Here is a 23,015-nt window from a genome sequence, read left to right as displayed (position 1 = left end):
CACCGGTCCCCCGCGGGGCTTAAGGCGCGGTAAGGATGCGGCGGTGGGACTGGCGGGAACTGAGGATTCTTCGAAAGAATCCTTCCTAGCTGACCAGTCAAGCTGTTAGAAGTGACCGCCCCCGGCTCTTCCCGCCCGACCAAGGTGAGGCCCCCCATGACAACCGCGCCCCCGGTTTCGTCCTATTCGATCGACTCGTGGACAACGGACGACGTCCGGCCACCGGAACGTGTCGAGTACTGGATGAGCGTCGTCAGCGCGGCGACCCGCTACCGGGTGGATCCGACCTGTTCGCCGGGCAGCTTCCGGGGCCGGATGCTCCGCATCGGCACAGTCGCCTACACGCTCGGCCGGGCATCGGCCGACTGTGCGCAGGGACACCGAACCGCCGCGATGGCCTCCGCGGATCCGCACGACACCCGCACACTCATCTGGACGATCCGCGGTGAACTGCTGGTCAGCCAAGATGGTCAGGAGTTGCGCGCCGGCCCAGGCGCGGCATTCCTGGCCTCGTCAAACTCGCAGTTCGAAGCGAAGCTCGACCATGCCGACATCGCGCTGCTGACGATTCCCCGGGCGGAGATGGACAACCGCCTGCGCCCCGCGGCCCGCCGGTCCGGACCCCGGATTCTCGACCTCAACCGCGGCCTGGGCCGGGTCCTGACGGGCATGCTGGCCGAGCTGTTCGCTCAACGGGCGCACCTGTCAGCAGCCGAGTTCGACGCGGTCTGCGACCGGCTCGCCGACCTCCTGTGCATGCTCGCCGTCGGCGACGACCGGCCGGACATCGAGGGCGGCCTGGTCGAGGTCGAAGCGATGGTCAGACGCTACGTCCGCGAGCACGCCCCCGATCCAGGACTGACCGGCGCCACGATGGCACGCGCCCTGGGCTGGTCCCTACGACAGGTCCAGCTGGCACTGCAACAGGCCGGTACGACGCCCCGCGAACTGATCCGCGAAGAACGACTCGCCCTCGTCCACGAACGCCTCCGCAGCCCAGTTCACATCGTCATCGGCGACCTCGCCCAAAGCTGCGGCTTCTCCTCCAACAGCGTCCTGAGCGCCGCATTCCGCCAGCGCTACGGCATGAGCCCGCGCGAATTCAGAGCGCACTATCTGCTGGTGTCCAGGTCACATCGCGTGGCTTAGCAGCCAGGGATTCGCTCGTGCGAGTCGTAGTGGGGTTGACTGCTGGCGTGGAGATGGACACGGACGAGATCACGAAGCGCGAGCTGCTCAAGTGGCTCGATTCGCAGCGGGCGCATGTTGTGGAACAGGTGAGAGCTATGCCGGCCGAGGCTCGGCGGCGTTCTCAGGTCCCCTCGGGCTGGACACCCCGAGGTGTCGTCAGACACTTGACGCTGGATGTCGAGCGCGTGTGGTTCCGGGCTGTCATGGCAGGCGAGCGCCCTGACCTGCCCAACGGGTACGAGGGCTGGACAGCGCCTGAGCTCCTAAGCGACGAGGAGCTTCTCGAGCAGTACGCCGAGGAGTGCAGGCTGGCAAGCGCGGCAGTCGACGACTTGCGGCTGGACGCGGAACCGCGGTGGTGGTTCGAGGACAGCGGCGTACCGCCGTACTCGTCGCTGCGGGAGGTCTTGTTGCACGTGATCGTCGAGACCGCCACGCATGCCGGACACCTGGACGTCTGTCGCGAGTTGGTCGACGGCGGACAGCGGCTGGTCCTCGACGAGCCGGACTAGGTAGAGACCGGAAGCTGCCAACCGCCGGAAGCCCATGGGAGACTCGCGCGATGAAAGCGTTGCGCTGGGGACTGATCGTCGTGACGGTTCTGATGGGCCTCACCGGAACCTGGCGCCTCGTCGGACCGCGACCGGACGCGGAGGTTGGAGCCGTCAAGCAACTGCATTTCCTGCGGGCCGCGATCGAGGACGGCGCCGACCATCAGGCACAGGGCCTGTTCCCGGAGGGCTACTTCTTCCTGAACGTGTTGTACGGACTCACTTGGGTGCAGGTGGCAACAGCCCGCCCGGAATACGAAGCAGAGGCCGTCCGGGAGGCGCGCTGGTCTCTCGACCGCCTGCAATCGACCGACGGTACGGCGCCCTTCACTCGCCACCTCGATCCGCCGTACGGGATCTTCCACGCCGGCTGGACCAACTGGTTGCGCGGCGCGATCGCCACCCTCGACTCGACCGCCATGGCGGAGTACACCCGGTCCTCGACAGAGATCGCCAAAGCCTTCGAGGCCTCGGATTCCCCTTATTTGACGGCGTATCCTGGCCAGGCGTGGCCGGTCGACTCCACCGTGGCGATCGCCTCGCTGGCGTTGCACGATCGCATCACCACGCCACACTTCACGCAGACCAGAAGTCGCTGGCTCGAGTTGGTCCGCCAGCACCTGGACCCTGCCACGGGGCTGATGCCACACCAGGCTGAGCCGGGACCGACCGGTGCCCGGGCAACCTCGCAAAGCATCATCCAGCGATTCCTGCCGGAGATCGACCGCGAGTTCGCACAGTCGCAGTACCAGCTGTTCCGGGACAAGTTCGTCATCGGCTACGCGCCCGGTGTCCGCGAGTTCCCGAAAGGACAAAGCGGTTCAGGCGACGTCGACTCGGGACCGTTGGTGCTGGGCATCAGTTTGTCCGCCACGGTAGTGACGGCCGGCGCAGCCCGCCTTCAAGGCGACCCCCTCGAAGGAGCCCTGCTGCGCGTAGGCGAGATCGTCGGAGCCCCGATCACCGGCCTGACCACCAAACGCTACGCCTTCGGCGTTCTCCCCACCGGCGACGCGTTCCTCGCCTGGTCGACCACCGCCCGAAGCCCAGGATCACCAACCGCGGACTCCCCCGCCGTCCACCGCCTCACCTGGTGGTGGCCCCTGCCATGGCTGCTGCTCTGCTGGCTCCCGGCGCTCCTGGTGGCCGGAGTGATACACCTCCGCAAGCGCACCAGCCGGACGCCACTTCATTGACAACTCCCTATCCGCGGATGAGTTGTCTAGAGCAGCCGCAACGACCTCACGACATGGAAATTCTTTCCATCCATTGACGGCCGGTGACAAATGATGGAAATTGCTTCCATCATGGTTGCTCCCGGACTCCTTCAGCGGCTGCGCGCCGGTCAGTTGACCGGCGCGCTGGAACAGATCTCTGCCTACCTGCTGGCCGAACCGGCCGAGGCGATGCGCTTGACCATCAGCGAGCTCGCCGAGCGGACCGGCACGTCCGCCGGGACCGTGACCAGGTTCTGCCACCAGGTGGGCCTGCCGGGGTTCGCCGGGCTGAAGGTTGCTCTCGCCGAAGAGGTCGGCCGGGCGGCGCCGAGTCGCTGGACCACCGACATCGGCCGCTCGATCCAGCCCGGCGACGATCTCGATCAGGTGCTCAAGGTGATCGTTGCCGCCAGCACCCAAGCTGTCTTCGAGACCGCCGACCAGCTCGACCTCGCCGAGATCGACCGGGTGGCTCACGCACTCACCGACGCCCGCAACATCTACCTGTTCGGGGTCGGGACCAGCGCCATCTCCGCCGACGAGCTGCGAATCCGCCTGCAGCGCATCGGGTTCTCGTGCTGGCTCTGCACCGATGTCCACAGTGCGCTGATCTCCATCGCGCTGGCCGGCGAGCGCGACCTCGTGTTCGGGATCTCCCAGTCCGGCCAGGTCACCGAGACGATCGACGTCCTGCAAGCCGCTGCCTCGCGCAGTGTCCGGACCGTTGCTGTCACCAACGATCACGCCTCGACGCTGGCCGCGGCAGCCGATCTCGTGCTCACCACCGCACGAACCGGTACGGCGCAGGCCGACGCCCCGGCGGATCGCCACTCACAGCTGCTCGTCCTGGACGTCCTCTACGCCCGAATCGCCCAGCTCACCCACGTCCGCACCGTGGCCGCGCTCAAGACCACCGCCGCAATGATCGATCCGCGCCGTACGCCGAAGCCCGGCCGGCGTCGTGCCCCCGCCCAGCCGAAGGAGCCGTCATGATCGCGTCCCGCCGTACCGTGCTCGGGAGTTTTGTTGCCCTCAGCACCGGACTCGCCGTACCTGCCACCGCTCACGCCGGCCGAGGCGGTCGACGGATCGCCGAGGCCTCGGTCGCGAACGCCTTCGCCTTCCTGGCCGAGAAGATCGACCAGTACGGCAGCGGCACCACGTTGCGCGTCCCGCAGAGCTACACCGGCGGCTACTTCGCCGGCATCAACTTCGTCTCCTCGTTCCTGTACGACGACGCCCTCACGATCATCGCGCTCATCCAGGACGGCTCACCCGCTCAAATGGCGCGCGCGAAAATGCTCGGCGACGTGCTGCTCTACGTCCAGGCACACGACCCCATCGGCGACGGCCGGACCAGAGCGTCGTACCAGCCGAACCCGCTGATCACCGCCGACGGGAGCCCGTACGTCGGCTCGCCCGCGGCGTACAGCGGAAATCAGGCCTGGGTCGGGATGGCGCTGTGCCACCTCTACAAGTGGACCGGTCTCAGCAAGTACCTGACCGGCGCTCTCACTGCCGCCAACTGGATCCAGTCCAAGACCTGGTCGAGCGCCGGCATCCCGGGCTACACCGGCGGGCGGAACGCCGACGACCAACCGCTGACCTTCAAGGCGACCGAGCACAACATCGACATCGGCGCGTTCTTCGCGATGCTGAACCAACTGACCGGCGACGGCATCTGGTCGACCCGGTCTCAGCAGGCGTTCGCGTTCGTCCGGGCGATGTGGGACAACGCGGGCCGGATGATCTGGACCGGCACGAACCCGGACGGGGTGACGATCAACCGCGCCCCGATCCCGGCCGACGTACAGACGTGGGCCTACCTGGCCACCAAGGACGCCCGCTACAGCCAGGCCGTCGACTGGACGATCGCCCACCTCGCTGCATCCGACAACGGTTTCACCGGCATCAGCTTCAGCAACACCGACACCAGCAAGGTCTGGTTCGAAGGCACCGCCCACTTGGTTGCCGCGCTCAACCTTCGCCAGGCCGCCGGGGATCGCGCCCGGATCGACAGGTACCTGGCCGGCCTGCGTGACGCCCAGCTGCGCGCACCCAACAACGACGGCAAGGGCATCGTCGCGGCCTCCAGTGACGGCCTCGACACCGGCTTCGGCGACCTGTACTACGCCTCCCTGCACACCGGCGCGACCGCTTGGTACCTACTCGCTGCGACCGTCGCCAACCCGTTCCGGCTGTAATCGCGGCCTGCTCTCGGGTACTGCAACCTGAGGATGTCGGGCTGCCTCGCGGAGAGGCGACGCCGGACGGGTGGTGGTGCGGTTCGGTGCGATGCTCGCCCAGCCGATGTCGAACGTGCCGGACTGGCCGGGTGCGGCCGCGGAGCAGCGCGCGGTCTTTCTCCGCGGCATCGCACCCGCTGACGGTCAGGCCCCGGCGAATTGGGCGTAGAACTGCGCCGGGTCGCCGCCTAGGGACGACTTCACCATCGCGGTCCAGTCGTCGACGACCACCTCGATCGAACCGGCGGCCAGGCCGTCGAGCGCGCGGCGTACGACGTCCCGCGGGTCGACCTTGGGGCCGTCGTACCCGGCCATCATGTCGGTGTCGGCGGCGCCGAGGAGGACGCCTTCGACGAACGTGCCTTGAGCCGCGAGCTCGAGGCGTACGCCGTTGGTCATGTTCCACTCGGCTGCCTTCGCGACGGCGTACGCTCCGGCGCCCGGGAAGGAGAACCACGACAGCGCCGAGAGGACGTTGACGATGGCGCCTCCGCCGTTCGCGGCGAGCATCGGGCTGAACTCCCGGATCACGTCGAGCGTTCCCCAGAAGTGTGTGTCCAGCTCACGACGGACCTCGGCGAGGTCGCCGGTGACGAGCCCGGCGCCGGTGGTGATGCCGGCGTTGTTCACGAGCAGGCTGACATCCCCCGCGGCGGCCGCTGCCGCGACGACGGACTCGTGATCGAGAAGGTCGAGTCGCACCGGTACGACGCGGGCGTCGTCGAAGTCGAGGGTCTCGGTACGGCGGGCGCTCGCGTACACCTTGCGCGCTCCCCGTTCGAGGAGTTCGAGGACGAACTGACGGCCGATGCCGCGGTTGGCTCCGGTGACGAGGGCTATCTGATCGGTGACGTTCATTCGGCTACGCTAAAACTTGACGTTGACGTGAAGGTCAAGTCGAGGCCAGTTCCGAGGGAGGACGCATGCGGATCGGCGAGCTCGCGCGGCGAGCCGGGGTCAGCACCAGGGCGCTGCGGTACTACGAGGAGCAGGGGCTGCTCGCCTCCGAACGCACAGCCAGCGATCAGCGCGTCTACGCCGAGGCGGCTGTCGAGCGGGTCCGGCTGATCCAGCAGTTGTTCACCGCCGGCTTGCCCAGCCGGACCATCGTGCGGCTGATGCCCTCCATCGAGACCGGGGACGCTTCACCCGAGTCCTTCGAGCTGCTCGCGGCCGAACGCGACCGCATCACCACCGCGATGGCGGAACTCGCCGCCGCCCGGGACGCGCTGGATCGCATGGTCGCCATCGCGAACCACCCGACTCCCGAACACTGCCCCGCGCTGCGGGAGCCCGCCTGGGCGCCGTACGAGTCTGCCGAGGTCTAATCCTGGTAGAAGCAGCAGGTGGCGGTGGCACCCATGGTGAGATTGATGACGTAGTAGCCGCCGAGGCCGTCGTGGACCATGATCGGACCCCAGGTGAGGAGCCAGTTCTCGGAACCGTCGTCGGTGGGGAATGCTTCGGGCACAGGCTGGATGCGGCGTTGCAGGACCCATGGCTGGTGGACCGCCTCGGTGAGGCGGTCGGACCAGGTGTCGGCGTCGGTCTGCCAGCCCAGCAGAACACCTTCGCCGCCGTGGAGGGCGGCCGCTTGCGGACCAGGTCGGTCTGGTTCTCCTTGGCGTAGTCGAGAAGATCGCCGCGGACCATCCGGGTCCACGGGACCAGGCGGTCGATCGCCGCTTGCTCCTCCGGGCGGAAGCGCGAGCGGTTGGCTTCGTCGGAAAGGATCGCCAGTGCGCTCTTGCTGCCGTAGAGCTCCGCGTCGAGTGGAGTGAAGATCGCGACGTGCCCGCGCTCGCTGGCTCGCAGTACCGGCTCCAGTAGTTCCACCCGCGCCGGGCTTCAACAGATCTTCGATCGTGAACAGCCGGAAGCCGTGCTCGTCGCGGTACAGGTCGGCCCGCCCGAAGCGGCTCGGCGCGGCCCGCGTCTCCGGCTGACCGGGTCAGGCAGCGCCCGGCGTATCCGGTGTTGTCCAGCCGGGGCTCGGCCGCCGCGCGGAGTTCGCTCGGCCTCGGTCCCTGATCAGCCGCCGCCGCGAGAAGCACTCCTCCCCACCGGCCACCTTGAACGTCCCGCGCCGCGAAATAGTCAACGGGATCTGGATGGCCGTGGCCCGCAGAGTAAGCGCGCCCAACCAGCGGCCGGAAGGGCATGGCCCTGCTCTGCTCTTCTCAACTGCGCTTGGGCGGGTCATCATGGTTCGGTCGAAGCGCTTCGACATCGGCCGCCGCCCCAGACCGACGTTGTGGAGAAGCCATGGACCGCAAAGACTTGAACTTGCCTTCGGTACGTCGCCGGTCGTTGCTGGCCGCGGGTGCGGCGTTGCCGGTGTTGGCGGTGACCGCGCCTCGAGCGGCGGCGCAGACGCGGGTGGTTGTCGAACCGGCGATTGTGCAGCAGAAGATCCAGGGGTTCGGCGGGATGAACCATCCGGGCTGGATCGGTGATCTCACGGCCGAGCAGCGGGAGACGGCGTTCGGGACCGGTGCGGGGCAGCTGGGGTTCAGCGTGCTGCGTATTCCGGTGCCGGAGAACCGTGACGACTGGAGTCGCCAGGTCGCCACCGCGAGGCGTGCCAGTGAGCTTGGAGCCAAGGTGTTCGCGTCGCCGTGGAATCCGCCGGCGTCGATGGCCGAGACCTTCTCCGGAGGCAAGCGGCTCCGCTACAACTCGTACGGCGCCTATGCGCAACACCTCAACGATTTCGTCACCTACATGCGCGACAACGGAGCTGCCCTGTACGGCATCTCGGTGCAGAACGAGCCGGACTACGCGCACGACTGGACCGCGTGGACGCCGGCCGAGATGGTCAAGTTTCTGCGGGAGAACGCCGGTGCGATCAACACCCGGGTGATCGCGCCCGAGTCGTTCCAGTACCGCAAGGCCGCCTCGGACCCGATCCTGCAGGACTCGGCGGCGCTGGCGAACCTGGACATCCTCGGCGCTCACCTCTACGGCACCAAGCCCGCCGACCTCCCCTACCCGCTGTTCCGCGAGAAGGGTGGCGGCAAGGAGCTGTGGATGACGGAGGTCTACTACCCGAACAGCGATGCCGACTCGGGCGACCTCTGGCCGCAGGCGATCGATGTTGGTGAGCACATGCATCGCGCGTTGGTGGACGGCCGGTTCCAGGCATACGTGTGGTGGTACATCCGCCGCTCGTACGGACCGATGCGCGAGGACGGGCGGATCAGCAAGCGCGGCGCCACCATGGCGCACTTCGCCAAGTGGGTTCGGCCCGGCTACCTCCGGATCACCGCGAGCGCGAAACCGGAGACGAACGTCTTCATCACCGCGTTCAAGAGCGGATCCCGGATCGTGATCGTTGCCGTCAACAAGAACTCGTCGGCGGTCGACCAGCCGTTCACGATCCGGGACACCACGGCTACGACGGTCTCGACCTGGGTGACCACGGCGAGCCGCACGCTCGCCGCGGATCCGAGCATCACCATGACGAACGGCTCCTTCGACACCCAGCTACCGGCGTACAGCATCAAGACCTTCGTCGCGGGTTGATCGGTTGCCGGTGGGTCAGTGCAACGGTATGACGAACACGTGGCTCATGTCGGCCCTGTGCGTGGTGGTTCCCTCGAAGGTGTCGTTCAGGCCTCTGGCGCCGCCTTGGACCCCGCCGGTATCACCACCCTTCCAATCGACCCGGACGTACGCGTTGAACCGCGGGATACAGCCCGGGGCGGTGCTGATCGCGAAGTCGCCCTTGTTCAGCGGCACGTAGGCGTGGTGCACGTAGTACGGGTAGGTCTCCGTCCTGGAGGTGGTCTGGCTGGTCTGGCACAGGCCGCCGTCCAGCTTCCACTGGTTGATGATCAGTGTGAACTGCGCCGTGGAGGAGCCGTATTGGTCGTTCCTGCAGGGTGGTACGGAGAAGCAGATCTGGTATTGCGTCTCGCCGAAAACGCTCAGCGTCTTGTATCCGGCCGGAAGGTCGAACGTGTCCAGCGCAGGCACCCGCGCGATGGAGGTCGAGTCGACCTTCGCCAGCGAGCCGACTTCCGGGCTCTGCTGCAGCGGCTTGCCGTCCGTGGCGTTGCCGACGTTCTGGTCGGCGATCCAGATCCTCCCGCCGACCAGACGGTACGTGGCGTCGACGCCGACCATGAGCGAGTGCGACCGGACGTTCGCCGTACAGGTGACCTTGCCCGCCGTCGGGGACTGGACCAGGTACCTGGTGGCCAGGTTGACGTCGGTCCACTCCTTCGCGGGGTGGGTCCGCTCGTAGACGTTCTGGCCGATCACCGCGTTCTTGCTGGTGCCGTCAGGCAGCTTGCAGACGATCTCGTTGTCGAACAGCGAGCGCTGTGTCGCGTCGTTCGCGTGCATCACCGACAGGACCCACGCCGTCTGCCCGGCTGCCATCTCGAGGTCGACAGAGCCGACCGGTACGACGTTCTGCGGCACTGCCGGCTCGTTCTTCTCCGCGATGTGCGGCGCGAAGATCGTCTGCGGAACGAAGTCCTTCGATGTCGCGGCCTGAGCCGGTGCCGCGGCGGTCGTCGTCGAGCCGGCCACGATGGCTGCGGTCGTCAACAGGGCAAGAATTCTGCGGTTCATCTGTCTCTTCTGCGTGGTGGACCGGATCAGTCTCGGTCCGTCCAGCCCGCGGGAACAGGTACATACTGGTACAACCCCAGAGAAGTTGCGGTACCCCCGAGCCCTAGTGGAGGTCGCGGTTCGGGAGCGGAGGGACCACTCGGAGTTCGGTGCCAGTTGCCTCGTCGGGGCGGGTGATCTGGACGATGTAGGGACCTGGCTCCAGGCCTTCGATGTCGAGGAGGAGGCGGTCGCCGAGCGTGCGGGCTTCGCGGATGACCTCGCCGGTGCGGTCGATGAGGCCGATTCGGAGGTCCACGCCGGGGTCGGCGAACGCCAGTGCGGAGCCCTCGCCACGGTCTTCGCCGAGTTCGTGGAGGTAGTGTGTGACCGGGTCCTCCAGGTGGAGCGGCGGCGGGTCGCCCCACCACTTCGGGAACACGTGCAGCTCCTCCTGCCATGGTCCCGGGATGATGTGGCTGTCGGTCTCCATTCGGGTGGAGATGCGGTAGCGGGTGACCTGGCTGCCGGTCACGCGCAGGTAGCAGGTCGACTTCGGTGGCGGGTAGAGCTTCACGTGGCGGAGGTTCGTCCGGGCGTCGATGACGTTGCGGTGCTCGTCGTACAAGGTCACGTCGACCACTTGGTCGGAGTCGAACACGGCCACCGCCGGACGGCTGAAAATCTTGCGATCCGGCACGTCCAGGCGGAAGTAGTCGACGTTGACCGAGCCCTTCGTGCCACCGCCGATGTACGGCGAGTACAGCACGTCGCGGTGCAACGTCGCGTCGTACGTTCCCGGACCCCACGTGCGCGTGAAGAACGGGGTCCATTTGTTCGTCTCGAACAGCATCACCGCGGCCGACTCGAACGAGTCGTTCTTCTCGAAAATATCGCGTGGCAACGACGCCGGCCGTTGGGTCACCCGCAGGCTGTACGCCGTGATGCCGCCGCCTGTGACGCGGATCCGGTAACCGCCGGGAGGTAGCAACCCGGTCAGCGTGAGGCCGCCGGCGGTGTTCGTCCTGGTCAGGTCATCGGGACCGCGGACATCGGGATCTTCCCCCTCGACGAGAACGCCCAGTGTGCTGAGGCGTTCGTACCAGTCGACGGCCACGGTCACCGTCGAGAACCGCTCCACCCGGAACTTCCAGTAGTCGGTGTCTCCCGACTTCGACCGCGTGGTGAACGGGCCGAGCCCGGGCTGCAGCGCCCCACCTGGACCAGTCGCTATGAGCCGGCCAGCGGTTGCCGGGGTGTTGTTCGGCTCGTTGTTGTCGGGGAGCGCCGCACCGATGGCGGCGAACACTGCGGCGAAGGCGTCAAGTCCCTTGGTCACCCGGCCGGTCCCCTGCCAGCCGGTCTCGACCAGGATGCGGCGGATGTCGTGAGCGCTCAAACTCGGGTTGGCGCTGCGCATCATCGCGGCGACACCGGCCACGATCGGCGCGGCGAACGACGTACCGTTCTTGGTCGATCCGAGCGGAGCGGCTCCGTCCGGCGCGACCGGGATCGCCGTACCGGGCGCCCAGAGGTTGACCGACGAGCCGTAGTTCGAGAAGCCTGCAGCGTTGTCGGAGGCGTCGAGTGCGCCGACCGTGAGCACGCCGGGAGTTCTGGTCGCGGGCCGCACGTGATCGTCGGCGTTCGGAAGGTCGAGGGAACTGTTGCCGGCGGCAGCGATCATCACCACGCCGTTGTCCGCCGCGAACCGGAACGCCTTGTCCCACGCAGTGGTCGGGAACCAGATCTCGGCGTCGCCCCAGGTCCCGATCGACATGTTCAGTACGTCGAGGCCCCAGGCCGCGCAGATCCGCGCGGCGCGCATCAGCTGGTCGACCGAGATGTCGGTCCGGAACAGCATCGGCGTGGCGACCGTGCCGCCGCTGCCCGCTGCCCCGGCCGCGTTGTTCAGGATGCCCGCGCCCGCGCTGGCCACCGAGTTGCCGTGCCAGCCGTTCGACGGCGACATTCCACCCGCGGGCGTACCTTCGGCCATCAGGTTGAGCTGCATCACCCCGGCGCCGAGGTCCGACGCGGTCTGCCCGCCGGCGACGATCGGTGCGCCGTTGCCGTCGAGCCAGAAGCCGTTGTCCAGCACCGCAAGGACGACGAACGGGTTGCTGCGCATCCGCTGGACCGAGTCCATCAACTGCCAGGCCTCGACCATCCGGGTCCGGCCGGCGAACGCGGCGTACGCGAACGGATTCGCGCCGGCGCCCGGTATCGCACTTTCGGTTGCCGTGGACAACGGCATGGCGAACGGTTCGCCGTACAGGTTGAGCCCGATCGGCCTTCCGTCGAAGGCGAACCGGGCCGTCATCGCCGCGACCGCCGCGCCCATCTCCGAACTCACGAAGACCTCGCCGGGCCGGTCGCCGACCGCCTGTTCCAGCAGCCCGTCCTGATCGTCGACCGCGGGTACCTCGCGAAACTTCAGCCGTACAGCGACCGGGCCGCGCAATCCTTCTTCGCGCACCTGGATGCCTTCCGGCGGCTCGGGCAGCTCCCGGTCGTCGATCGGCTCCGCGCCGTACCGGCCGACGAGTTCGTCGATCAGCTCACGGTCCTCCTCGTCGACGATCACCTCGTTCGCGACGTACGGCATCGCCGTCAGATCCGCCGGGCCGAGCGCCGCGACCGATCTCCCCACCGTGCGGCTCCGCCAGTCGGCGTAATGAGCGAGAACTCCACCTTCGTCGACACGCACTCGTCCCGCCATGCCATCCCCCACGTCCCTACGGCCCCGGCTTCGGCACAGCCGAGAGCACCCCCGTGACCGAGTCTGCCCCTCGAACGGCCACCCGGCCAGACCTCAGCCCGATCCGGTTGGCACCAGGTCATACCTGGGTCAACCGGTCGGTTACACCGCGACGATCAGGTGTAGGGGTTGTCGAAGTAGGCGGTGCCGCCGCCGGCGAGCTCGCCGGCGGTGATGCCGTCGACGGAGCCGCCGGCGCCGTCGCGCTCCTGGAGCATCACCCAGACGCGGTCGATGCGCTTGGTGGTGGTGGCGGAGAAGGAGGCACGGTGGATGACGCCGTTGTCGCAGCCGTTGGTGTCGGCAACTACCGCACGGTCGGTGCGGGTTCCGTCGCGGAACTGGATGCGAAGGAAGACGTAGGCGCCTTCGCCGTCGCCCTTCGGGCCGCTGGAGGTGGCGCGGCAGTAGTCGATGACGTTCGTGTCCCGCAGCGTGATGGTGGAGGCGCCGGTGTAGCGCAGGTAGGTGGTCATCCGGGCGGCGCCGTCGTTGTCGTCGCTGGGTGCCTTGGTCGTCGACCGGTTGGCGATCAGCTCGGCGGCCTGAGCCGAGGTCGGTGCCAGGACTGCGGTCCCGAGCGCGACGGCTCCTGCGAGCGTCATCGCCCCTGCTGACCTGCCCATGGTCCTGATCATGTGCCCCTCCAAAGATCGTCGCCCGCTCACCCGTTGCGGCCGGCGCACGGGCAGAAGCTTCGCACAGGCGCAGGCCACCGAAGCTTGTCAGCCGTTGGCCGGGGCTATTCGACCGGCGTCGGCGCCGGAACGCCAAGCCCTGCTTGCCGGATGAGCTCGGAGACCAACTCCTGCGCCTGACCCATCGTGGTGTCGAGGATCTTCATCCCGGCCTCAGCCCGGCCGCTCTCCAGAGCCCACCGCGCCGCCGCCATTCCTTGCACGATCGAGTCGTTGATCTCGATCGCCTGCCGGTAGAGCAGTGCTGCGGCCTCTGCCCGCAGCCTGTCGTCCTCAGCTCGGCGCAGACGGTCCGAAGCGTCACCCAGCAGGTACCCGAGCAGCAGGAGCGGCGCTGCCCTCGAAATCCAGCCAACAGGACTCAGCGACGCGCTGGTCACGACTGCCCACACTCCGATCAGCGCGATCCCGGTCACCCCGGCGAGCACACCGGCCCGCCATCCGAAGGCGAGTGCCGCCAACGCAACCGGGAGCACGTAGAGCATGCTGGACGCGTCGGCTACCGGCCGCATCAGCAGCCGCACCAAGAGGATGGCTGCGAAGAGCACGCCGATCACCACGACCGTTCCGGTCCGGTGCCCACGGAACCAGGGCTCCCGCACGACCGCAGCCTGCCCCGTGTGCGTCGTCGTACTCATCTGCCAAGGGTGCCTGCGCGAGCCCGACGCGTACAGGGCCGAGTGGCGCTTCCGGCCGGGCCTTTCGGCCTGCGCGCTCCGGGCTGATGACGACTTGCATATTTCTTCAATTCGCTAAATGATGAAGTCACCAGGTTCTGGACGGCGGAACCTTGGCTGGGCGGAGGCCTGATGGACAGCGGAGAATTCGCCACCGATCTGCGACGCCGGGTGTTCGAGGCCCGGCAGGCGCTGGCCGAGGCCAAGGCCGACGACGACCTGTACGCCGCCGACGTGCGGCTCGGCGAGCTCGACAGCATGCTGCGGCTGGCGATGGAGCACGGGATCGAGCTCGGTGACGATGCCGACCGGGTGCTCGAGCGGTGACGGCCCCGGTTCCGCTGTATCAGGCGAAGGCGGAGTTCTTCCGGGTGCTCGGGCATCCGGTCCGGATCCGGGTGCTCGAACTTCTCCAGGACGGTCCCCGGCCGGTGCGTGATCTGCTGGCCGAGATCGGCATCGAAGCCTCGAGCCTGTCGCAGCAACTCGCCGTACTGCGCCGCTACGGGATCGTGGTGTCGCGGCGCGAGGCGTCGAGCGTGGTCTACGAGATCGCCGGTGGTGACATCGCGGAGCTGATGCGGACCGCGCGCCGCATCCTGACCGAGTTGCTGGTCGGTCAGAATGAACTGCTGGCCGAGTTGCGAGAGGCCGAGGCCGTCAACCGATGAGCACGGCCTCTGACGTCCGGCAGCGGGCGCTCGCCCTGCTCCCCGCCCGCGACGATCTTGCGGCGATGCTGCGTCGGCCGAGACGAGATCTGGTGGCCGGACTCACGGTCGCGATCGTCGCGCTTCCCCTCGCGCTGGGTTTCGGCATCTCGTCCGGGCTCGGCGCTGCGGCCGGGCTGACCACCGCGGTCATCGCTGGTGCGTTGGCTGCCGTCTTCGGCGGATCGGGCCTGCAGGTGTCGGGACCGACGGGCGCCATGACGGTGGTGCTGGTACCGATCGTGCATGCCCACGGCGCGGACGGCGTACTGGCTGTTGGTTTGCTGGCCGGTCTGATCCTCGTCGGTCTGGCGATCGCTCGCGCCGGCCGGTACATGGCCTACGTCCCCGCGTCGGTCGTGGAGGGATTCACGCTCGGCATCGCGTGCGTGATCGGGCTGCAGCAGTTGCCCTCCGCACTCGGCGTCGCCCCGGCCGACAGCGACCAGGTTGCCGTGGTCGCCGCCCGCGCTGTTGCCTCGTTCGCCGCGCACCCGCATTGGACCGCGGCCGCGATCACAGCCGGGGTGGCCGCGCTCATCCTTGTCGGCGCCAGGATCCGGCCGACCGTACCGTTCTCGATTCTGGCTGTCGTCGCGGCCACCGTTCTCGCCGACGCCGCGGGACTCGACGTGCAGCAGATCGGCGAGCTGCCGTCCGGCCTCGCGGCTCCGTCGCTGGCGTTCCTCGACCTGTCGACGCTGTGGACACTGGCCGGTCCGGCCGTCGCCGTCGCCGTACTGGCTGCGCTGGAATCCCTGCTGTCCGCAGCGGTCGCCGACGGGATGGGCGTCAACCATAAGCACGACCCCGACCGCGAACTGTTCGGCCAGGGCCTCGCCAATCTGGTCACGCCTTTGTTCGGAGGCGTGCCAGCCACGGGCGCGATCGCCCGGACCGCCGTCAACGTCCGGTCCGGAGCCGGCTCGCGGCTGGCAGCGCTCGTCCACGCCGCTCTGCTCGCGGCGATCGTCTACACGGCCGCACCTCTGGTCGGGCGGATCCCGTTGTGTGCGTTGGCGGGTGTTCTGCTGGCCACCGCCGTACGGATGATCGAGGTGGGCTCGATCCGGGCGATGGCGCGAGCCACCCGATCGGATGCGATCGTGCTCGCCCTCACTGCCATCGCAACCCTCGCGCTCGACCTGGTCAAGGCCGTGATCCTGGGACTCGTCGTCGCGGGCGCGCTCGCGCTGCGCGCCGTCGCCCGCAGTGCGCGCTTGCAGCAGGTGCCGCTCGACCACGATCTGCCGGGTGACCACACCGAGGAGGAACGGTCGCTCCTGGACGAGCACATCGTTGCCTACCGCATCGAAGGACCGTTGCTGTTCGCCGCCCATCGGTTCCTGCTGGAGCTGTCCGAGGTCGCCCACGTCTCCGTCATCATCCTTCGGATGTCAGCGGTCAGCGCGATCGATGCCAGTGGTGCTCTCGTCCTCAAGGACGCCATCGAGAAGCTCCAGCACCGCGGCATTACCGTCCTCGTCTCCGGCATCCGACCCGGCCACCACCGGCCCCTCGACGCCCTCGATGTGATCAAGCACCTGCGCGCCGAGGGCCGCGTCTTTCCCAGCACGCCCGAAGCCATCGAGTCGGCACGCGCGCACCTCCACCAGCGCGGCATCCTCCGCGACAACGACGTCCTTCAGTAGCAGTCGGCAACGCCACGCCGTCGTCAAACTGTGACGGTGTGCAGCGTCCTCGAAGTCAGGGACTTTCGGCCCTACTGCGGGCCTGGTTCAGCGCGCGATCGTAGCTGGAAGTCCACGAGAACGGAGACCGTGATGACCGCGGCGCCGCAGTTCGACCACTCCCGGCTGGAGATCCTCAGCCCGGCGGAGTGCTTGCGATTGCTTCGGTCGGTCGCGCTCGGGCGGCTCGTCTACACCCTCGGCGGACTGCCGGCGGTGCGGCTGGTCAACTTCGCACTCGCCGACGACACCATCGTCTTCAGTACCGGCCGAGGCGAAAAGTTCTCCGCTGCTGAGCGCGGTGACGTGGTGGCCTTCGAGGCCGACGACGTCGACAGCGAACTGCACACCGGCTGGACCGTGACGGCGATCGGGCATCTGTCCGTCGTCAGCGCCGACGAGGCCACGGATCTCCGCCGTACCGTGCCGATTCATTCGTGGCTGCCGATGGACGAGCCCAGTCTCGTCCGGCTCGGCGTCGAATCGCTGCACGGCCGACGCCTGCTGCCATGGGCCCAGCGACCTAGGACACGGATGCATCACGGTGTGCCGGCAGTTGGGCGCGGTCTACTGGGCGGCTGACGTCGGTGGTGTGGACGAGGGCTCGGGTGGCCAGCAGGCTGTGGACTTCTTCTGGGGTTACCCGGAGGGCGTCGGAGGCCTGGGCCAGGGTGAGCCAGTTGTCGCGGCGGGCCTTGAGGGTCTCGACGTCGCTGCGGCGGAGCGGGAGCGAACCGCCGTACCAGGTGAGCAGGTGGCAGGCCGTGAAGCGGTGGACCGCGGTGGTCGACTCGCCGAGGATCGTGGCGGCCTCGGCCACGGTGATTCGCGACGGGGACTTCGCCCAGGCCAGGACATCCGACAGCCGCAACAGCCGAGTGGACAGCTGGCCGTCGGGGCGGTCGTTGCGGGGCAGGGCGCCGGACCGCATCAGCCCGCGTACGGCGGCCGCCGTGAGACCGAGGACCGTGGCTGCTTGCCTGATGTCGATCAGCGGGTCGGGAGCGAGCAACGGCTCGCCGAGCAGGTCTTCGAGGCGGATTCGTTCGAGAGCTGACAAACCGGTCATGGAGACCCCCTGGTGACGCTGCTACGTCGTCGGATGCGTGGGGAACTCAGTCTCGACGCTCGTTCGCAGCGTCCACCAGGGTCTTTCGTCCCTAGTACGACGGCCTTCTCCCGCCTATTCTCGAAGCAGGGGGCGGGTTGCCGGCGTTCGCCGGTGGGGAGGATGGTTCCGTGTCCTAACGGGGTTCTCCCGGGGGATCTGATGACATGGGTGCTCGACCTGGGCGTTGGTACACGGACCAAGGCCATCGCGCGTGCGATCTGCCGGGCGCGCGCCGACATGCGACTCGTCACGGCGCCGCAGCCCGAGCTCACCGGCGTCATCGTGTGCTCGGCCTCCTCGTCGGCACTCGAGCAGACGCTGGTCGCGGCGGCGTCGGCCAACGCGCATGTGATCGTCGTGTCCGAAGCAGACCATCGCCTCGAAGCCTGGTCGCTGCTGGCGCACGGTGCGACGGATCTGATGATCTGGCACGACGACCCGCGACCGATCATGGCTCGTCTCGCACGACTCGTCGAGGTGGAGAACGTCGTCGAGTCGGCACCTGTCGCCGACATGATCCGGGGCACCAGCCCGGCGCTGCGGCGGGCGCTGCGAGACCTCGTCACGGCCGCCAGATTCGGCACGGGTCCGATCCTGATCACCGGTGAGACCGGCACCGGGAAGGAACTCGCCGCGAGAGTCGCGCATGCTGTCAGTGCCGCCGGCCGATCGGGTCACCTCGTGGTCGTCGACTGTACGACGATTGTCCCGAACCTGTCGGGGTCGGAACTGTTCGGCCACGAGCGTGGCGCGTTCACGGGCGCTGTGAGCGTGCGGACCGGGGCCTGCGCCGCTGCCAACGGCGGAACGCTCATGCTCGACGAAGTCGGCGAGCTGCCCCTGGAACTGCAACCCGAACTGCTGCGGGTCGTCCAGGAAGGCATGTACAAACGCGTCGGCGCCGACACCTGGCAGCGCACCAGATTCCGGTTGATCTGCGCGACGAACCGCGTCCTCGAGGACGACGTCACGGCCGGCCGGTTCCGGGCCGACCTCTACTACCGGATCGCCGCGTACGTCGTACGGCTGCCGCCGCTGCGGGACCGGCCCGGCGACCTGATCCCGTTGTTCCGCAGCTTCCTGTCCGAGGCGCAAGGAGATGCCGAGCCGGCCGAGGTCACTCCCGAAGTGGAGGCGGCTCTGCGGCGTCGCACCTACCCCGGCAATCTGCGTGATCTCCGGCAGCTCGCACATCGAGTGGCATCCCGGCACGTCGGTCCGGGCCCGGTCACTCCCGGAGATCTCCCGCCCGACGACCGGCCGCTGCTGCCGGCGGACGGTACAACCGATGACTCGGCGCCGACGCTGATGGACGCGATCAGGCACGAGCTGCGGCAAGGCAGGACGCTCCGGGAAGTGCGCGACCTCGTGGCCGATCTCGCCGTGACCGCGGCAGTCGAGGATTCCGGCGGTAGCATCCGCGCCGCGGCGCAACGGCTGGGCGTCACCGATCGCGCGTTGCAGCTTCGGCGGGCCAAGGGCCGCACCACCGCGGACGATTCCTAAGCAGCCATCGCCTCCAGCTCGGCGGCCAGTTCGGCGTACAAGGGGTCGCGAAGTTCGTTGGCCAGCTCGCGATAGAAGTCGGCGAGTTCGGTGTACATGAGGTCGGGAGCGTGTCCGGGTCCGCCCAGCGGCGTCCAGGTCTTCTTCGGCGTCTTCAGCGTCACGATGTTCATGACCTGCCGCTGCACGACCGGCTCGACGGCCCAGCCGAACGCCGGCGCATGGTCGACCGGAGGGTGCTCGAGCTTGTCCGGCAGCGGCGCCAGACCGAGGTAGTGCCACTGGGCCGGGCGGCTGTACTGCAGCACGGTGGGAGTCGGCGTGACCGTCAGATCCACGAGTACGGCGTAGATCCGCACGAACCGCGCCTTGCCCTTCTTGACCGGCGCGGCCCCGGGACCGACGCCGAGGTAGGTCGCCAGCACACCACAGGTGAGGTTGGCCTTCTTCAGCCGGCGCGCGAGCTGCGTCAGGCCGGACCGGATCCCGCTTCGGGTGTGTGGCTTGATCTCCACGAAGCCTGGCTTGTCCAGCACCAGCTTGGCATGGGCCTGCCCGCGAGGCGGCGCAGCTGGGACGAGATCCGTCGCCCAGTTCCGTGCCTCGGATTCCGCTGTCGCGATACTCATCGTGATGACCTCCGGGTTCGGCTTGGCAGTGAACGAAACGCGCGGCGAGCGGTCCGGGTCAGGCGGAGCAGATTCCCGCCGAGAATCAGAGCGGCGTCCGGGACCGCGAGGTGCAGGGCCTTGATCTTGCTCAGCTCGACCGCCGGATGCAGGAACGGGCCGTCGGATCCGAACAGCACCTTGCCCGGTCCGGCGCGGGCAACGGCATCGGCCAGTACGTCGAAGTACCGCACGCCGGCCGTGTCCGTGAAGAGATTCGGCAACCGGACAAGCTGATCGACGAACGCGATCTGCGCCTTCCAGTCGTCCGCGAACGACGACAGGTGCGGAATGATCCACGCGACCTCCGGATAGGCGGTCGCGGCCATCTCCACCGTCGCCGTGTCTCCGGCGGGGTCGTACAGGATCGGGAGGTTCCGGCGACGTGCGGTCTCGGCGATCTCCCGGGTGATCCGCCCGTCCCGCCAGTGCACCTTGATACCGCAAGCGCCCCACCCTCGCGCCTCGTCGACGAGGTCGGCGATCCGGCCCCGATCGGCGACCGGGTTGACGAAGGCGAAGCCGAAGTACCGCGATGGTTCGGCCTGCACCATCCGGCCGACCGCACGGTTCGCCAGCGAGTAGTCCGAGGTGAGCGGCGCCAGCAACACTGTCCGGTCGATCCCGGCCTCCCGCGCTCGCTTGCGATAGCTGTCGAGCGAGGCGTTGGTGTCCCAGGGCCCGGTGAGCCCGTCGCCCAGACCGGCGTGACAGTGCGCGTCGATGATCAGCGGGCGTCTCATGCCGCACCCCGCCGGCCGGCGAGCCCTCGCAACGCCGCGGTGAGCCGATCGAGATCGCCGTACGAGTGATCGGTGCGCACGAGAACAGTCAGCATCAGGCCACCACGGCACCGCGACGGCTGCAGTACGGCGTGGATGCCGTGAGACCGAAGGTGGGTCCACCACCTGGTCGCGGTCGGTGCCGGCACCCTGATGCTGACGACCGGAAACGGCAGACCGTTCACGGCCAGATCGAGCTCGGCCAAGTGATCGCGCAACCGGAGTACGTTCGCCCGCAGCCGGGAACGTCGGGCACGGTTGCCGGCCGGATCGCGCAGAGCCATGGTCGCGGCCGCGAGATCCGCCGCTGACGGTGGGCTGCTGTGCACGCGGTGCCCGCCCTCCACCGCGAGCCGCCCGATCGGCGTCCGGTCCCCCGTCGTCATGGCCAGCGGTGCGCCGTACGCCTTGGCCAGCGAAGCGACCCAGACAATCCCTGCGGGATCCAGCCCGAACCACGCCGATGTCCCGGCCCCATCACCGAACGGGTCGCCCTCCATCCTGTTCCCCAGTACGCCGTACGCCAGCGAGTCGTCGACGATCAGCGCACCGCCCGTCTCGGCGGCAAGTCGTTGCAACTGCGGTAGCGGAGCCGGCCGATTGCAGCCCGGACACCACCCGTCGGTCAGCACGAACAACCGACGACCCGGCTCGGCTGCGATCGAGTCCGGGCGGTGGTGCGGATAGCTGCGAAGCACCGCTCCGTTGGCTGCTGCCCGCAGCGCGGCCCACCGCGCGATCGGATAGGCCGAGGCGTCGATCGCGACGACGTCTCGGCGTTGCGGAAACATCCCCATCACATCCATCAGTGCGTGCATGGCCGAGCGGCCGACCACACCGGCTTGCGCACCCTGCGCGGCTGCGACGGTCTCCGCGATGCGGTGCGCGGAGGTCGTCGTACCGAGGACTGCGGGGACGCCGGTCGTGAGCGAGCCCCAGGACGGCAGCGAGTCGCTGCCGTGATGCAGGCCCAGGAACAGCGACGACGTGAAGTCGACGGCATGACCGGTCACGCCCGACGGACCTGGCGGCCGCGGCGAGCCAGCAGTACCGAGGGCATGGTCGCGTCGACCGTCGTCGCCAGATCGACTCCGGTGACCGTGCGGTAGGCGTGGATGTAGCGCTGGATCTCGTTGCGCCACGTCAACGCCCAGTTGGACGCGTCCTCACGGGTGCGGCTCGACTCGTTCCAGCGGCCGTGCCGGATGGACAACAGGATCTGCTCACCGTGGACGGCCAGCTCGAAGAAGTGCGTGATGCTCGCCTCGGGCCAGCCCTGGATGTTCTTCATCGTGTCGACCCGATCCATCCAGTCCTCCTCGTACGGGACCATCGTCGGCCCGCCGAGGAACTCCCGCATCTCCGGCTGCGCGAGGATCCACTGCATGGTCAGCATCTCCGCGCGGGCCACCAGCGGAAGGTCCGCGAACTGGTTGTGCGCGCCATGGGCGAGGACGAGATGGACCTCGCGCAAGCTGCTCAGCAACGGGAACGCGTCGGCGTCGACGGTCTTGTCGTCACGTTCCTTGAAGAACTCGTGAGCCGCGTGCAGCAGCGCGTGGAAGCCCTCGAGGAACTGCGTTCGCCGATCCACCATCGTGTGCGACGGCGGTACTGCCCGGCCGACCAGCGGCAGCCCGTACTGCACCATGTACTCCGCCGCGCGCCGGCGCACCGTCAGCCGACTCTGCTCGTCCTCGGTGAAGCCCCACAGCAGGTTGCGCAGCGGCAACAACGGATTCAGGTCGAAGCGCGCCAAGGCGTCGTACCGGGGACCGATCCGGCGGTTCTGGAACCGGGCCAGGATGTGGTTCATCGTCTGCACGAGGCCGCCCTCCTCGTGCCAGTAGTTCCAGATCAGCTCGACGAACGGGACGTTCGGCAGCGGGAACTGTGCCGCCGTCGCGGCGGTACCGGCGCGGCCGATCACAGGACCGCTGCGGACCGGTACGTCGGCTGCGAAGCGCAGGAACGGCTGAGCCAGATCGTCGCGCTCGCTGCTGACGTAAGAACGCGCGAGACCGCCGGTGACGGTGCTCTCCGAGATCTCGTGCTTCAGCAGCCGCTTCCGCTCGATCGCGCGCAGCGGATCGGCGGCGGCCTCGACGAAGGTCTCGGCGGCCCGGAACAGCCGGCGGTACGCATCGGTCCCGAACCACTCCGGCCCGGACAGACCGGTGAGCTTGGGCTGGACGAACTCGTGGAACTCCTCGAACCGCAACTGCTGAGTGAGTTCGCGGATGAAGCTCCAGAGCACCTCGTCCTCGCTCTGCGGCGGATCCCCGGCCACCAGCGCGACGGTCTGGGTCGGCACCTGCGGCACCGCAGCAGCCAGTACGCCGATGGAAACGGTCGCGACCTCCACATCGGTCTGATGGAGTTTGGGGGTGGCCGTCTTGACGGCGGTGAGCGTCTTGGCGCCCTCGGTCAGGAAGCGGATCTCAGGCTCGAAGTCGTTGCCCAGCTCCATCTTCTGCTCGATCTCATGACTGGTGCCGCCGAACGGCTCCTCGCCGGACGACAGGCCGGTGAACGTGAACCGGTACCTGCCGGTCGGGTCGATGTCGTCGAGCAAGATCCTCAGCACGGCCACCTGGCCGGCCCGGATCGGATCCGGTGTCCACGAAACTTGCACGGTCGTGTCCT

At 68.2% G+C, this 23,015-nt stretch carries 23 protein-coding genes; 12 read left to right on the top strand and 11 right to left on the bottom strand.

Features of this window, described 5'->3' with window-relative positions:
• Nucleotides 1–156 precede the first annotated feature (156 nt).
• From ABZS29_RS21080 to ABZS29_RS21060, 5 genes are all read left to right on the top strand, one after another.
• Entirely contained in the window at nucleotides 157–1,149 is a 993-nt protein-coding gene (locus ABZS29_RS21080) for an AraC family transcriptional regulator (RefSeq protein WP_355463959.1), read from the top strand.
• 53 nt (nucleotides 1,150–1,202) lie between these two features.
• Nucleotides 1,203–1,703, top strand: a complete 501-nt coding sequence (locus ABZS29_RS21075) for a DinB family protein (RefSeq protein ID WP_355464413.1) — start codon at nucleotides 1,203–1,205, stop codon at nucleotides 1,701–1,703.
• Nucleotides 1,704–1,753: 50 nt separating this feature from the next.
• Complete coding sequence (locus ABZS29_RS21070) at nucleotides 1,754–2,938, top strand: hypothetical protein (RefSeq protein WP_355463958.1); 1,185 nt, start codon at nucleotides 1,754–1,756, stop codon at nucleotides 2,936–2,938.
• Nucleotides 2,939–3,031: 93 nt separating this feature from the next.
• Nucleotides 3,032–3,952, top strand: coding sequence for a MurR/RpiR family transcriptional regulator (locus ABZS29_RS21065; RefSeq protein WP_355463957.1), 921 nt, complete (start codon nucleotides 3,032–3,034; stop codon nucleotides 3,950–3,952).
• On the top strand, nucleotides 3,949–5,163 hold the full coding sequence (locus ABZS29_RS21060; protein WP_355463956.1) for a hypothetical protein: 1,215 nt from the start codon (nucleotides 3,949–3,951) through the stop codon (nucleotides 5,161–5,163). Before ABZS29_RS21065 ends, ABZS29_RS21060 begins: the two co-directional genes overlap by 4 nt.
• A gap of 186 nt (nucleotides 5,164–5,349) precedes the next feature.
• On the opposite strand, the gene ABZS29_RS21055 is transcribed toward ABZS29_RS21060, so the two are convergent.
• Nucleotides 5,350–6,063, bottom strand: coding sequence for an SDR family oxidoreductase (locus ABZS29_RS21055; protein WP_355463955.1), 714 nt, complete (start codon nucleotides 6,061–6,063; stop codon nucleotides 5,350–5,352).
• Between the two features lie 65 nt (nucleotides 6,064–6,128).
• On the opposite strand from ABZS29_RS21055, the gene ABZS29_RS21050 reads away from it, so the two are divergent.
• Nucleotides 6,129–6,533 (top strand): MerR family transcriptional regulator, encoded by a 405-nt coding sequence (locus ABZS29_RS21050; RefSeq protein WP_355463954.1) that lies wholly within the window; start codon nucleotides 6,129–6,131, stop codon nucleotides 6,531–6,533.
• Here ABZS29_RS21050 and ABZS29_RS21045 read toward each other — a convergent pair.
• The gene (locus tag ABZS29_RS21045; protein WP_355463953.1) at nucleotides 6,530–6,868 is read right to left on the bottom strand and encodes a hypothetical protein; all 339 of its coding nucleotides are present in this window, start codon (nucleotides 6,866–6,868) and stop codon (nucleotides 6,530–6,532) included. The two genes, ABZS29_RS21050 and ABZS29_RS21045, sit on opposite strands and share 4 nt — an antisense overlap.
• A 602-nt stretch (nucleotides 6,869–7,470) precedes the next feature.
• Here ABZS29_RS21045 and ABZS29_RS21040 point away from each other — a divergent pair.
• Nucleotides 7,471–8,730 (top strand): glucuronoxylanase, encoded by a 1,260-nt coding sequence (locus tag ABZS29_RS21040; protein ID WP_355463952.1) that lies wholly within the window; start codon nucleotides 7,471–7,473, stop codon nucleotides 8,728–8,730.
• 15 nt (nucleotides 8,731–8,745) lie between these two features.
• On the opposite strand, the gene ABZS29_RS21035 is transcribed toward ABZS29_RS21040, so the two are convergent.
• The 4 genes from ABZS29_RS21035 to ABZS29_RS21020 all read right to left on the bottom strand — a co-directional run bounded on the left by ABZS29_RS21035 (nucleotide 8,746) and on the right by ABZS29_RS21020 (nucleotide 13,862).
• The gene (locus ABZS29_RS21035; protein WP_355463951.1) at nucleotides 8,746–9,786 is read right to left on the bottom strand and encodes a hypothetical protein; all 1,041 of its coding nucleotides are present in this window, start codon (nucleotides 9,784–9,786) and stop codon (nucleotides 8,746–8,748) included.
• Between the two features lie 103 nt (nucleotides 9,787–9,889).
• Nucleotides 9,890–12,487 (bottom strand): S8/S53 family peptidase, encoded by a 2,598-nt coding sequence (locus ABZS29_RS21030; protein ID WP_355463950.1) that lies wholly within the window; start codon nucleotides 12,485–12,487, stop codon nucleotides 9,890–9,892.
• Between the two features lie 155 nt (nucleotides 12,488–12,642).
• A complete protein-coding gene (locus ABZS29_RS21025) occupies nucleotides 12,643–13,131 on the bottom strand; it encodes a hypothetical protein (protein ID WP_355463949.1) in 489 nt (162 codons plus the stop codon).
• A 137-nt stretch (nucleotides 13,132–13,268) separates the two neighbouring features.
• The gene (locus ABZS29_RS21020; RefSeq protein WP_355463948.1) at nucleotides 13,269–13,862 is read right to left on the bottom strand and encodes a hypothetical protein; all 594 of its coding nucleotides are present in this window, start codon (nucleotides 13,860–13,862) and stop codon (nucleotides 13,269–13,271) included.
• Nucleotides 13,863–14,033: 171 nt separating this feature from the next.
• Here ABZS29_RS21020 and ABZS29_RS21015 point away from each other — a divergent pair, with 171 nt between their 5' ends.
• The 4 genes from ABZS29_RS21015 (at nucleotide 14,034) to ABZS29_RS21000 (ending at nucleotide 16,884) form a co-directional block, all read left to right on the top strand.
• The gene (locus ABZS29_RS21015; protein ID WP_355463947.1) at nucleotides 14,034–14,228 is read left to right on the top strand and encodes a hypothetical protein; all 195 of its coding nucleotides are present in this window, start codon (nucleotides 14,034–14,036) and stop codon (nucleotides 14,226–14,228) included.
• Nucleotides 14,225–14,572, top strand: a complete 348-nt coding sequence (locus tag ABZS29_RS21010; protein ID WP_355463946.1) for a metalloregulator ArsR/SmtB family transcription factor — start codon at nucleotides 14,225–14,227, stop codon at nucleotides 14,570–14,572. The genes ABZS29_RS21015 and ABZS29_RS21010 overlap by 4 nt, the downstream gene beginning before the upstream one ends.
• On the top strand, nucleotides 14,569–16,263 hold the full coding sequence (locus ABZS29_RS21005; protein WP_355463945.1) for a SulP family inorganic anion transporter: 1,695 nt from the start codon (nucleotides 14,569–14,571) through the stop codon (nucleotides 16,261–16,263). Before ABZS29_RS21010 ends, ABZS29_RS21005 begins: the two co-directional genes overlap by 4 nt.
• Nucleotides 16,264–16,395: 132 nt before the next feature.
• Nucleotides 16,396–16,884: a pyridoxamine 5'-phosphate oxidase family protein gene (locus ABZS29_RS21000; RefSeq protein WP_355463944.1), complete on the top strand. Its 489-nt coding sequence runs from the start codon at nucleotides 16,396–16,398 to the stop codon at nucleotides 16,882–16,884.
• On the opposite strand, the gene ABZS29_RS20995 is transcribed toward ABZS29_RS21000, so the two are convergent.
• Nucleotides 16,826–17,371 carry a hypothetical protein gene (locus ABZS29_RS20995; RefSeq protein WP_355463943.1) on the bottom strand — a complete coding sequence of 182 codons (546 nt, stop codon included), beginning with the start codon at nucleotides 17,369–17,371 and terminating at the stop codon, nucleotides 16,826–16,828. The two genes, ABZS29_RS21000 and ABZS29_RS20995, sit on opposite strands and share 59 nt — an antisense overlap.
• Nucleotides 17,372–17,572: 201 nt before the next feature.
• Between ABZS29_RS20995 and ABZS29_RS20990 the strand changes: the two genes are divergently transcribed.
• Nucleotides 17,573–18,919: a sigma 54-interacting transcriptional regulator gene (locus ABZS29_RS20990; RefSeq protein WP_355463942.1), complete on the top strand. Its 1,347-nt coding sequence runs from the start codon at nucleotides 17,573–17,575 to the stop codon at nucleotides 18,917–18,919.
• Here the strand turns inward: ABZS29_RS20990 and ABZS29_RS20985 are convergent.
• Genes ABZS29_RS20985 through ABZS29_RS20970 form a run of 4 tightly spaced genes read right to left on the bottom strand, consistent with a single transcriptional unit; the run spans nucleotide 18,916 to nucleotide 23,004 of the window.
• Entirely contained in the window at nucleotides 18,916–19,548 is a 633-nt protein-coding gene (locus ABZS29_RS20985; RefSeq protein WP_355463941.1) for a hypothetical protein, read from the bottom strand. The genes ABZS29_RS20990 and ABZS29_RS20985 overlap by 4 nt on opposite strands.
• Nucleotides 19,545–20,330, bottom strand: coding sequence for an amidohydrolase family protein (locus tag ABZS29_RS20980; RefSeq protein WP_355463940.1), 786 nt, complete (start codon nucleotides 20,328–20,330; stop codon nucleotides 19,545–19,547). The genes ABZS29_RS20985 and ABZS29_RS20980 overlap by 4 nt, the downstream gene beginning before the upstream one ends.
• Complete coding sequence (locus ABZS29_RS20975) at nucleotides 20,327–21,382, bottom strand: aminotransferase class I/II-fold pyridoxal phosphate-dependent enzyme (protein WP_355463939.1); 1,056 nt, start codon at nucleotides 21,380–21,382, stop codon at nucleotides 20,327–20,329. The genes ABZS29_RS20980 and ABZS29_RS20975 overlap by 4 nt, the downstream gene beginning before the upstream one ends.
• Nucleotides 21,379–23,004 (bottom strand): hypothetical protein, encoded by a 1,626-nt coding sequence (locus ABZS29_RS20970; protein ID WP_355463938.1) that lies wholly within the window; start codon nucleotides 23,002–23,004, stop codon nucleotides 21,379–21,381. The genes ABZS29_RS20975 and ABZS29_RS20970 overlap by 4 nt, the downstream gene beginning before the upstream one ends.
• Nucleotides 23,005–23,015 lie beyond the last annotated feature (11 nt).

The sequence above is a fragment of the Kribbella sp. NPDC005582 genome (assembly GCF_040605415.1).
Lineage (GTDB): Bacteria > Actinomycetota > Actinomycetes > Propionibacteriales > Kribbellaceae > Kribbella.
The sequence above is the reverse complement of the archived record's forward strand: the minus strand, read 5'-3'. Positions and strand labels throughout refer to the sequence as shown.